At 53.3% G+C, this 11,180-nt stretch carries 10 protein-coding genes and 1 tRNA gene; 8 read left to right on the top strand and 3 right to left on the bottom strand.

Translation table 11 applies throughout. The annotated features are described in order from the left end of the window. The 4 genes from ABF757_RS07135 to ABF757_RS07120 all read left to right on the top strand — a co-directional run. Positions 1 to 1,708: ShlB/FhaC/HecB family hemolysin secretion/activation protein (locus ABF757_RS07135; RefSeq protein WP_415481540.1), on the top strand; the 1,708-nt coding region annotated here is incomplete at its 5' end. 198 nt (positions 1,709 to 1,906) lie between these two features. Beyond that, positions 1,907 to 2,473, top strand: coding sequence for a PAS domain-containing protein (locus ABF757_RS07130; protein WP_415481539.1), 567 nt, complete (start codon positions 1,907 to 1,909; stop codon positions 2,471 to 2,473). Positions 2,474 to 2,502: 29 nt separating this feature from the next. Beyond that, positions 2,503 to 5,922 carry a CheR family methyltransferase gene (locus ABF757_RS07125; RefSeq protein WP_415481538.1) on the top strand — a complete coding sequence of 1,140 codons (3,420 nt, stop codon included), beginning with the start codon at positions 2,503 to 2,505 and terminating at the stop codon, positions 5,920 to 5,922. Continuing rightward, a complete protein-coding gene (locus ABF757_RS07120) occupies positions 5,919 to 6,293 on the top strand; it encodes a response regulator (protein ID WP_415481537.1) in 375 nt (124 codons plus the stop codon). Before ABF757_RS07125 ends, ABF757_RS07120 begins: the two co-directional genes overlap by 4 nt. A 386-nt stretch (positions 6,294 to 6,679) precedes the next feature. Here ABF757_RS07120 and ABF757_RS07115 read toward each other — a convergent pair. After that, positions 6,680 to 6,769 (bottom strand) — tRNA-Ser (locus ABF757_RS07115). Between the two features lie 227 nt (positions 6,770 to 6,996). Here ABF757_RS07115 and rplU point away from each other — a divergent pair. The 4 genes from rplU to proB all read left to right on the top strand — a co-directional run bounded on the left by rplU (position 6,997) and on the right by proB (position 9,959). Next, positions 6,997 to 7,311 (top strand): 50S ribosomal protein L21, encoded by a 315-nt coding sequence (rplU, locus tag ABF757_RS07110; protein WP_025859892.1) that lies wholly within the window; start codon positions 6,997 to 6,999, stop codon positions 7,309 to 7,311. A gap of 46 nt (positions 7,312 to 7,357) precedes the next feature. Then, complete coding sequence (gene rpmA, locus ABF757_RS07105) at positions 7,358 to 7,627, top strand: 50S ribosomal protein L27 (RefSeq protein WP_025859891.1); 270 nt, start codon at positions 7,358 to 7,360, stop codon at positions 7,625 to 7,627. Positions 7,628 to 7,731: 104 nt separating this feature from the next. Then, positions 7,732 to 8,754 carry a GTPase ObgE gene (obgE, locus tag ABF757_RS07100; protein ID WP_415481536.1) on the top strand — a complete coding sequence of 341 codons (1,023 nt, stop codon included), beginning with the start codon at positions 7,732 to 7,734 and terminating at the stop codon, positions 8,752 to 8,754. Positions 8,755 to 8,831: 77 nt separating this feature from the next. Next, positions 8,832 to 9,959 (top strand): glutamate 5-kinase, encoded by a 1,128-nt coding sequence (gene proB, locus ABF757_RS07095; protein WP_415481535.1) that lies wholly within the window; start codon positions 8,832 to 8,834, stop codon positions 9,957 to 9,959. Here proB and ABF757_RS07090 read toward each other — a convergent pair. Both ABF757_RS07090 and ABF757_RS07085 read right to left on the bottom strand, forming a co-directional pair. Further along, positions 9,928 to 10,713, bottom strand: coding sequence for a hypothetical protein (locus ABF757_RS07090; RefSeq protein ID WP_415481534.1), 786 nt, complete (start codon positions 10,711 to 10,713; stop codon positions 9,928 to 9,930). The genes proB and ABF757_RS07090 overlap by 32 nt on opposite strands. Before the next feature lie 27 nt (positions 10,714 to 10,740). Then, positions 10,741 to 11,013 (bottom strand): DUF2312 domain-containing protein, encoded by a 273-nt coding sequence (locus ABF757_RS07085; protein WP_025859889.1) that lies wholly within the window; start codon positions 11,011 to 11,013, stop codon positions 10,741 to 10,743. Between the last annotated feature and the right edge of the window lie 167 nt (positions 11,014 to 11,180).

Genomic DNA, 11,180 nt, shown 5'->3' with positions numbered 1-11,180 from the left:
GGCCTATAGCCGCCTTGCCCCCCGCCAGCCCGCACCGGCCCCGGCCCCCAACGACCTGACCCTGCCGGGCAAAGAGGCCCCGCCCCTGCCACAGTCCAATGCGGTCGTCATCCCTGCCCTCAAGGGGCTGGTGTTCATTCCCGACACGACCGCCCTCAAGGCCGCGGGCCTGCCCTCAGGCACCAAAGGTGTGCAGCATGCGGGCCTTCCCCTGCTCGATCAGGCCGCCTTCGGGCACGAGATGGCCGCCTATCTGGGCAAGCCCCTGCGTATGACGGACCTGAACACCATCGCGGCAAAGGTGGGCACGCTCTACAAGGCCGAGGGGCATCCGTTCGTTTATGTCTCCATCCCCCCGCAAAATATTGGCGGCGGTGTCGTGCAGATTATCGTGACGGAATACCGGCTGGGTGCGGTCAAAACCGCAGGCAATCACTGGTTTTCCGATAAACTGCTCCGGCAGGAAAGCGGGCTGGTGCCCGGCCAAACCCTCAGCCTGTCAGACGTGCAGGCCGGGCTGGGCTGGCTGAACAGCAATCCGTTCCGCACGGTCGATGCCCTGTTCGCGCCCGGCACGGCGCAGGGCACAACCGATGTCACACTACAAACAAAGGACCGCCTGCCCCTGCATGTCTATGGCTCCTACGACAATGCAGGCGTGCCCTCGCTCGGTTCTTCCGAATGGGCCGTGGGCGGCACATGGGGCAACGTAGCGGGGCTGGGGCAGATCCTCTCCTACCAGTTCACCCACAGTGTCAGCGACCGGTACAGCGGCCACGCCCTGAGCTGGACAGCCCCCCTGCCCTGGCATGACCGCATTCAGGTCTTTGGTTCCTATGCATGGGAAAAGCCCGATATGCGCTCCAGCGGCGCCTATCTGGGCGAGACCGGCCATAGCGGACAGGCCAGCCTGCGCTATATCCACGACCTGCCCGCCATCACCTTCGGCCCCCATACCCGCATGACCGAAGATGTGCAGATCGGCTTTGACTTCAAAACCACCAACAACACCCTCGAATTCGGTGGGCTGCGTGTGTTTGACAGCTTGGCCGAGGTCGATCAGTTCCCCATCATCTACAATGCCATGCTGAACGACCCGTATGGCCAGACCACATTCCAGAACCAGCTCGTACTCAGCCCCGGCGGTATGAGCGGGGCCAACCGCCGCCGCAATTTCGAAGCCCTCGTGCCCGGCTCGAACGACCAGTATGTGTATGACACGCTGAGCCTGAGCCGCACGACATGGCTGCCCGCCGGCCTGTCATGGATTTTGCAGGCCACCGGCCAACTGGCTAGCACCAACCTGATGTATAACAACCAGCTTGGCCTTGGCGGGCTTTACACCGCGCGCGGCTACTTTACCGATACCGCTCTGGGCAGCGAGGGGGTGAGTGTCACCAACGAAATCCGCTCACCGGCTTTCAGCCTCTCCAAGTTCATAGCCCCCGGCCTGCCTGTGCATGATACGGAACAGGTGGGGCTGTTCTATGATTACGGCCATGTCTCGCAGGTGAACCCCATCGCCCAGTCCGTGAACGAAGCGGATCTCTCCAGCATCGGTCTGGACCTGCATAGCGCTGTGGATCGCTATGTCAGCCTCATCTTCAATGTCGGCTGGCGCCTCCACGGCGTCTCCGCTATCCGTGAGCAAAATGGCTTCGGTAACAAGGGCGGCTTCGGAACGCTCTCTCTCACCGTCGGGTATTAAAAACAGATATAGGCCATTCACCAGACCACCACATGGTGAATGGCATTCTGCAACACCATTGCCTGCCCGCTACCTGCGCTATCCCGTTCCCTCATATTGACACATTATTAAAATGATGTGCTTTTTAGGAAAATCTTAATACCATTCTCTTAATGTGTTTGGTCGGAATGATTTTAAATTTCGGGGATTCATATCGCAATGAACTCTATCGCTGCTATTCCAGAAGAAATCATCAATTTATTTGATAAATCAAATGTTCCTCTATCATTAGCATCGGCCGGGAACGATAAACCGCTCATTGCCACCAATAAAAAATTCTGTGAATTAACCGGCTATGACAATAGCGAGATTATAGGAAAAAACTGTCGTTTTCTGCAAGGACACTACGACAATACCGAAGCACGAAAAAATATTCATCAGTTCCTTGATGGTAACTTCGGTCTTAGTATCAGGCAGCCATTGATTAATGTAAAAGCGGATGGCACGCCGTTTATTAACCTTCTTTATATGTCGCGGCTATGTGACGCCTCGGGAAACACCCGATTTATTCTGGCATCTCAGTTTGACATCAGCAATACACAAACAGAAAAACTCGCCCAATACGGTATAGCTTTAGGTGATAGTATAAAAAAAATCTCACCTATAGCCTATCAGGCAGGTATTATTCTTGAAGGTTCTATTGCCGCCATAGCCAATTCAACTGCCATGATTGCCCAAGCCAAGTTAACTTTAGCTGATCTACAATCTACCAGACATATTTTTTAATGCATCACTCTACCAACACATCGCCCCCTATGGGCATGGAAGACCGGCCACAAACTATCGTAGCTGTTGGCGCATCAGCAGGTGGCCTTGAAGCATTACGAGACATGCTGGCGGTTGCGACACCCCCAACTCATCTTGCTTTCGTCGTGGTACAGCATCTTGATCCAACCCACGAAAGCATGCTCGCACAGCTTCTTAACCGGACCACATTACTGGATGTGCTGCAGTGCGAAGGGGGAGAAGACATTCATGCCGACCGAGTGTACATTATCCCCCCGGGGCGAGGACTGGCAATTCATAACGGCAGGTTGCAGCTTACAGATTTTACACAACCGCGCGGGTTAAGGCGCCCGATTGACGATTTTTTTTCTTCTCTCGCGCGGGATCGTCAAACGAATGCAGCTTGCGTCATTCTCTCCGGAACCGGTGCAGATGGCTCCATGGGGCTGCGCGTTATCAAAGAAAACGGTGGCATATGTATTGCGCAGGAGCCATCAACAGCCCGATACGACGGCATGCCATCAGCCGCAATCAGCAGTGGGCTGGTTGACTTCATAAAGCCCCCTAACGAAATTATCGACTGCCTCAAGTCTTTTTTTGAACGTAAAAATTCAGACTCTCCAACACGCGACATTGCCCTTACACCTGATTATATTGATAGTATTTGCTCTATTTTAAAAAAAGCCGTCGGGCATGATTTCTCGCAATATAAACGCTCAACATTTATCCGTCGTGTTGAACGTAGAATGCATGTGCTCGAACTCAGCACAGTCGCTTCATATCTGGAGCAGATCCGAAATGACCAGAATGAATGTCAGGCGCTTTTTCGTGACCTGCTCATAAATGTTACGCGTTTTTTTAGAAACCCTGACATGTTCGATCTACTCAGGGAAAAGGTCATTGAACCCCTATTAAAAGAAAAGCAGGACGAACAGGAAATTCGTGTATGGGTTGCCGGTTGCTCCAGTGGAGAAGAAGCCTATACCTTAGGAATGATTTTCGCCAGTTCAGCAAAAAAGCTTGATGTAAAAAATAGTATTCAAATTTTTGCAACCGATATTGACGAGCAGATGCTTCAAATAGCCCGAGAAGGCATTTATCCAGCATCTGCCCTTATCGATATTCCAGACGAAATGGTCGATAGCTGGATTGTACTACACGGACAGTATTTCACCATCTCCAATACCATCAGAGATACAATCAGGTTCTCAAACCATAGTATAATAAGAGACCCGCCGTTCTCACGCATTAATCTGGTCTCATGCAGGAATCTTCTCATCTATTTTGATGATGCGCTGCAGCAGCAGGTTATGCCGCTCATACACTATGCCCTGTCGCCCGGAGGATATCTGTTTCTCGGGCCTTCAGAAACAATAGGACGATTTGAAAACCTCTTTACATCCATAGACCATCACGCGCGCATATTTGAACATAGCGGCATTACCACACGATATCCCCTCAATCTTCCATTGGCACCGCAAAGTTTCCCACGCCAAGCAATGGATGAACGAAAAGACCGGATCAACAACCATATTCATAAAGATGACGCCGCAATCCAGAAACTCGCGGAACGTTATGCACCACCTTCTATGGTTGTAGGAGACGATGGGACTGTTATCGCTGCCTATGGAAAACTCGGTCGGTATTTTGATTTCCCCGTAACCAGACAAGGGGGCACCAGCGCCTTTACACTGGCACGTTCAGGCCTGCGGGAAATCATAGGGCCCCTATTGCGTCAGGCACGGCATAAAAAAAGGGTTGTCATAGCGCGGCATATCCAGGTTGAAGGCGATTATGGCATTCAGCCTGTCGATATAACCTGCGATCCCTTGTCGAGTAACTCTTTCCTATTTGTTTTCAAGGATGCTGGTCCATTCGAAGCACTAACCGCTTCTGATGCAGATGAATTTGAACCCATCACTGACCATGTAGATATTCTTGAAGAAGAATTGCGCGTAACGCGCCATAAACTACGGGCTACAATTGAAGAACTAGAAACAGCAAATGAGGAATTAAAAAGCTCAAATGAAGAAATGATGTCTATGAATGAGGAACTACAATCAACAAATGAAGAACTTTCAACTGTCAATGATGAACTAAAAAACAAGGTCGATCAGCTAACCGTTGCCAATTCTGATGTGAAAAACTTTTTCGATTCAACAGAATTAGCCGTTATGGTTGTTGATAGTGACCTGAAAATTAGAAGTTTTACAGATTCCACAAAATCCATTTTCCCTCTCCAGAACAGCGATCGCGGACGCCTTTTATCAGATGTAGCGTGCAAATTGGACGATTTTCAATATTTGGATGATGCGTTCAACGTTGCACAAACAGGCCAAACATTACAGCGTAGAGTCCATACAAAGGACGGTAAAAAAACGTTTTCCATGCGGGTACTGCCCTATAAAACCAGCAATGGCGATATCAGTGGCGCCACCATAGTCATGACTGACATTACCGATGCATTAACGCTAGAACGGGCTTTGATAGTAGAGCAGGAACGTTTACGTGTTGCCGTTAATGCTGGCCGCATTGGAATATGGGAATATTGCCCCAGAACAAACAGCTTTCGTTTTGATAAAACACACCAGGAAATGCTGGGGCTTAGCAATATCAGTCAAATTAACTTTGAGGTCTGGCGGAATATCATTGCCTCAGATGACCGTGATCATTTTTCAAAAGCAATCAATTACTCCCTCGAATACAAAAGCAAACTGGAAGTTGGTTACAAAGTTATACTTTCAAACGGAGAAATAAAAAAACTAAAAAGCTACGCACAGATGTCCATGCGAGAAGATGACCGCTTGCTGGTTGGCGCAACAATAGACATCACGCCCGAACATACTTTAGCCGAAACGCGATCTATTCTTCTTCAGGAGATGAACCATCGCGTAAAGAATTTATTTGCGATTATCGCAAGTATGGTCACATTATCTGCCCGCTCGCATACGGACATCAATACATATGCACAAGACTTCCGAGACCGGATCATTGCTCTGGGGCGGGCACATTCACTCAGCATGCCCTCAGGCGACAGGGATGTGATTTCCCTGCATAAAATTGTTAAAACAATGATTGCTTCGCATGAAAGCAAAAAAAATAAAATTATAGTGCACGGACCGGAAGTCCTTTTACCTTCAAATGCGTTATCACCATTGGCTATGATTTTACATGAATGGACAACCAACGCATCAAAATATGGCGTTCTAGGATCCAAAGGTGGTGAACTTGAAATTTCGTGGCGGCTTAGCGCACAAAATCTCTCCTTGGTCTGGCATGAAAAAAACAACATGCAAGTTAAAGAGGAAGATAACGTTGGCTTTGGAACCACATTAATCAAATCCTCAGCCAAACAGCTAAGCGCTCACTTATTTAAAGAAATAAATGCTGAAAATTTCATTGTCTCAATTGAAATTCCACTTCAGAAAATCGAAGAGGCTGTTAAATGATCATGATCGTTGAAGATGAATTTCTGGTCGCACTCGACATTGAAGGAATAGTCTTGGATTGCGGACTGAGTCTGCATGGTTCATACGCCACAGTTAAAGAAGCGATTGACGCCAGCAAATCAACATTACCCTCCTGTGCAATTTTAGATGTACGTTTAGCTGATGGGGATGTTTTCCCTCTGGCTGATCATTTGAAATTCAATAAAATTCCAATTATTTTTCACTCAGCTCATGCGAATACTTCCGAACTCCTCAACCTCTATCCCGAAGCAAGAATATGTCAGAAACCAACATCGCAGGATGAATTAAGCATCAGCTTTACGCGATGCCACACGCAAGAGCTTTTAAAAATATTTTCTCATTGTGATTAGTCAATTTTTCGAAAAAAATCAACTTCTCGGCCAGATCGACACACCGCTAATCATTGACTTGGAAGGATCGGGAAACACGCGATTGAAGCCGAGTGGACAGCTCTGTAATCTGACTTCTTATACGATACCAGTGACCCTCCTTCCTTGAGAAGGTCAGCCCCGTCGCTTAGTTGTCCAAACCACAATACTTTCCGCTCTGCATTTAAGCGCAGAGAAAACCATCATCCAGAACCATCAAAGCCCGCTCGTTAAACCCCAAATTAGGGTAGACTCTACGCCTTCAATCAACGGTTCTTTGGCCCCTCAAAAGGGCGGCAATATCCATTCTGCGCATCACGCAGCGGGAAGGCAAAAATTTTTCTGTGAAATCAACCACTCAGGTTGCATGGCGGAGAGGGAGGGATTCGAACCCTCGGTACGATTGCTCGCACAACGGTTTTCGAGACCGCCCCGTTCGACCGCTCCGGCACCTCTCCGTAGGTCGGGCTTATACGCATGCTTTAGCCTTGCATGCAAGAGCCTGAGCGCATTTTCAGTTTCCTGTTGACGCTAGGGAGAAAATCCCCTTAAAAGCCCACCTTGATCCACAAAGATGGAACCATGCCGCGCCAAGCCGGACGGCCAAAGACGAAAAAGCGAGAAGGATATCGCGCCTGTGCCTTTGCACCGCGCGAATCAAGAGATCGGAAAGAGAGTAGAGTTCATGTTCGCAGTCATCCGCACCGGCGGCAAGCAGTACCGGGTTGAGCCCAACATGGTACTGAAAGTTGAAAAGCTGGAAGTCGAAGCTGGCGCCACCATTACTTTTGAAGACGTTCTGGCCGTTGGCGGCGAGAACGGCACCCAGATCGGCGCACCGACCGTCGCTGGCGCAAAGGTTACGGCCACCGTCATCGCTCAGGACCGCCTCAAGAAGGTCATTATCTTCAAGAAGCGCCGTCGGCAGAACAGCCGTCGTAAAAACGGTCACCGTCAGCCGGTAACTGTTCTGCGCATTCAGGAAATCAACGCCGCCTGATCCCGCAAGGGACAGGCTGGTTACGACCCACGGAGGAGTTTAGGTCATGGCACAAAAGAAAGCCGGCGGTTCATCCCGCAACGGGCGCGATAGCGCCGGGCGCCGCCTTGGCGTCAAGAAGTTTGGTGGCGAGCAGGTTATTGCGGGTAACATCATTATCCGTCAGCGTGGCACGAAGGTAAAGGCTGGCAGCAATGTTGGCGTTGGCCGCGACCACACCCTGTTTGCTCTGGTTGATGGCAACGTGCGCTTTGAGCGCCGTGCAGAAGGCCGGGTACACGTCTCTGTTGACGCGCTGCCGCTGGCCGCTGAATAAATAGAGCACGATTCTGGTCTGACCATTACCCGGTCAGGCTGGAACAGAAACAGGGCCGAACCGGAAGGGTCGGCCCTTTTTCGCGTCCGGGCTGGAGATTAGACATGAAATTCCTTGATCAAGCGAAAATCTATATCCGCTCGGGCGACGGCGGGGATGGCGTCACTGCTTTCCGCCGTGAGAAATATATTGAATTCGGCGGACCGGATGGCGGTAATGGCGGACGGGGTGGCGACATCATTTTTGAAGCCGTACCCAACCTCAACACGCTGATCGACTTCCGCTACACTCAGCATTTCCGTGCCCGCAAGGGTGGAAACGGCGCCGGTTCAGACCGGACGGGCGCTGCCGCCAGTGCGGTTGTCATTAAAGTGCCAATCGGCACCCAGATCATGGATGATGACCGCGTAACCATGCTGGCGGATCTGGACAAACCGGGCATGCGCATAACCCTATGCCGTGGCGGCGATGGCGGACACGGCAACGCGCATTATAAAACCAGCACCAACCGTGCGCCCCGCCGTTCGGACAAGGGCTGGCCCGGCGAAGAGCGCTGGGTATGGCTGCGCATGAAGCTGATTGCCGATGCTGGACTGGTGGGGCTGCCCAATGCCGGCAAGTCTACTTTCCTGTCTGTTGTTTCGGCCGCACGCCCCAAAATTGCGGATTATCCGTTTACCACACTGCATCCTCAACTCGGGGTTGTGCGTTTGTCCATGACGGAAGAATTCGTTCTGGCCGACATTCCGGGCCTGATTGAAGGTGCGCATGAAGGCACCGGGCTGGGTGACCGTTTTCTGGGCCATGTGGAACGCTGCGCAGTGCTGCTGCACCTGATTGATGGGGCCGCTGGCGATGTTGTGTCCGCCTGGCGCACGATCCGGCATGAACTCGCAGCCTATGGTGGCGGGCTGGATGAAAAACCCGAAATCATCGCGCTGAACAAAAACGACGCCATGACCCCACGCGAAGCCTCCGCCCGGCGCGCAGCCCTGCAAAAAGCCAGCGGTGCACCTGTGGTGCTGATTTCAGCCGCGACCCATCAGGGTGTGCCTGAACTTCTGCGCATGATGTTCGATGTCGTCACCCGTGCGCGCGAGGAAGCCCGGCAGACTCCTGACGACTGACTTCTGCCTCTAGTCCATGCCCCTTCCCTACCGGGCATGGACTACACCACAATACCGATCAAGCCCGGGAACCTCCAATGAGTGACGCCACCTGCCCCTCTCTCGCCCAAGCCAAGCGGCTGGTTATCAAGATCGGCAGCGCACTGGTTGTTGACCCTGAACAGGCGGCCCCCCGCCAGGCTTGGCTCGCCAGTGTGGCGGAAGATATCGCCATGCTGCGCCGACAGGGTACGGCTGTCAGCGTGGTTTCATCTGGCGCCATCGCTCTGGCGCGGCATAGTCTGGGCCTGACAAACGGCGCTTTGCGGCTGTCTGAAAAACAGGCTGCCGCAGCGGTAGGACAGATCAGGCTGGCACAGGCTTGGAGCAACGCCCTTTCTGCACAGGGGCTTACCGCCGCCCAGTTGCTCCTCACCCCGGATGATACCGAAGACCGCCGCCGCTACCTGAACGCCCGCGCAACGCTGACTACCCTGCTTGATCTGGGCTGTATTCCCGTCATCAATGAAAACGATACCATCGCCACAGCAGAAATCCGCTTTGGCGATAACGACAGGCTGGCCGCCCGCGTGGCGCAAATGACCGAAGCGGATCAGCTTGTTCTGCTTTCGGACATAGACGGCCTATATACTGCCGACCCCCGCACGGACCCCAATGCCCACCATCTGCCGGTCATTGAAAACCTGACTCCTGAAATTGAAGCCATGGGGGGCGAACCGCCACCGGGTTATTCCTCAGGCGGCATGCGCACCAAACTGCTTGCTGCGGGCATTGCCACACGCTCAGGCTGCGCTATGGCAATCGCTCTGGGCAAGACACTCAACCCCCTGCGCGCGCTCATGGATGGTGCCCGCTGCTCGTGGTTCCTGCCTCAGGCCAATGCCCATACCGCGCGCAAGCAGTGGATTGCTGGTAGCCTGAACCCGGTAGGCGAAATTGTGGTAGACCCCGGCGCGGAAAATGCCCTGCAACATGGCAGTTCACTACTGCCCGCAGGTGTAGTGGAGGTGCGCGGCGCATTCTCGCAAGGGGATCTGGTTGATGTGCTCAACACCGCAGGCCGGGTTCTGGCCCACGGGCTGGCGGCATATGACGCAGACGATGCCCGCCGCATAGCGGGCCATCAGTCTACGGAAGTAGCGGATATTCTGGGCCGTTCAGGCCGGGACGTGCTCATCCATCGTGATGATCTCGTCGTTCTCTGACAGGCCAGTTCAACACCGGTTCAGAGCGCTCCGGTCGATCATCTTCACGCAGGGGATACAGCGGGGTCATGCCCACGTTGTCTGCCCCTTTACTCCGCATATCGGAATATCTAGCCGTTTCCTGAGAAAAATCAGGCCGCCATGCAGGTTGGTTGGCATCTGGCGCGTGCTGACGACGCATGATCTGGGCCGCGGTTTCAGGCGCTGAATCGGCCTGAGCGCGCTCTGCCTCGTGCCACGGCATACGCTGTCCACGCCAGCCTTCCTGCCGGGGCGGTGCCACGGGCGTGGGCGCTGGCGGCGCACTCTGCCGCGGTTGATACGCATCCGACACCCGAGGCGTCTGCAATGCCACCAGAACAGGAGGCTCCCTGAGGGGCACATCCTTTGGCGGCACGTCTCTCATGCTGTTGCTGTGCGCACCCGTTTGCGCGGGCGGCGTATTGTCCTGCCGCCCTTCGTAAACAAACGCCGCAGGCACTTCCTCAACGATGACACCGGCGGGTGAGGCCACCCGGTCGGTATCGTCTCTCGGGGGGGCTGGAGTTGCCTGCACAACCGGCTCACGCAGGCTCTGCGCACGCAACTGCGCCTGAAGCTCCCCCACCTGTAGCGACAGTTCGGCCAGCCTGCCTTTCACCCCGAATACGGCAAAAGGCATCATCATGAACGCCAGTCCGAACAGGATACCCCCCGCCAGCATCAGCAACTGGCCCCAAAGGGGCATCCACTCGGGAAAGGAGAGTGATGTCATGGCAAGCCGATCCGTGCTTACGCGTGCTTACATACCCAGCGCGCGACGATAGATATCCAGAAGCGTTTCCTGTTCTTCCACTTCCGCTGGCTCCTGCCTGCGAATGCGGATGATCTGACGAATGACCTTTACATCAAACCCTGCGGATTTGGCTTCTGTAAAAATATCCTTGATATCGCCCGCGAGCGCCTTGCGCTCTTCTTCCAGGCGCTCGACCCGTTCGATAATGCTCCGCAGCCGATCCGCTGCAATGCCCCCTGCCGCCGGATCTTCATCACCGGAAAAATGTTCGCCGTCCATCAAGCAGCCCTCTCGTTTGCATCATGTCTTTCCGCGCCACAGACGCGCCACGAAGGCGCGGGCTTATCGCGGCACGGGCATGGGGTCAATGATCCCACACAAGGCCGCTCTTGCAAACGGGCAATGCCTCTCCCATAAGCACAGCAGTACTTTGCGCGTTCCTTCCC

The organism is Acetobacter papayae (genome assembly GCF_047721125.1).
Taxonomy (GTDB): Bacteria; Pseudomonadota; Alphaproteobacteria; order Acetobacterales; family Acetobacteraceae; genus Acetobacter; species Acetobacter papayae.
Note: the sequence above shows the minus strand (reverse complement) of the source record. Positions and strands in the feature narration are given on the sequence as shown.

Coding starts and splice junctions, on each gene's coding strand:
- ABF757_RS07130 (WP_415481539.1), top strand. CDS start 1,907: ATGAACTCTATCGCTGCTATTCCAGAAGAAATCATCAATTTATTTGAT.
- ABF757_RS07125 (WP_415481538.1), top strand. CDS start 2,503: ATGGGCATGGAAGACCGGCCACAAACTATCGTAGCTGTTGGCGCATCA.
- ABF757_RS07120 (WP_415481537.1), top strand. CDS start 5,919: ATGATCATGATCGTTGAAGATGAATTTCTGGTCGCACTCGACATTGAA.
- rplU (WP_025859892.1), top strand. CDS start 6,997: ATGTTCGCAGTCATCCGCACCGGCGGCAAGCAGTACCGGGTTGAGCCC.
- rpmA (WP_025859891.1), top strand. CDS start 7,358: ATGGCACAAAAGAAAGCCGGCGGTTCATCCCGCAACGGGCGCGATAGC.
- obgE (WP_415481536.1), top strand. CDS start 7,732: ATGAAATTCCTTGATCAAGCGAAAATCTATATCCGCTCGGGCGACGGC.
- proB (WP_415481535.1), top strand. CDS start 8,832: ATGAGTGACGCCACCTGCCCCTCTCTCGCCCAAGCCAAGCGGCTGGTT.
- ABF757_RS07090 (WP_415481534.1), bottom strand. CDS start 10,713: ATGACATCACTCTCCTTTCCCGAGTGGATGCCCCTTTGGGGCCAGTTG.
- ABF757_RS07085 (WP_025859889.1), bottom strand. CDS start 11,013: ATGGACGGCGAACATTTTTCCGGTGATGAAGATCCGGCGGCAGGGGGC.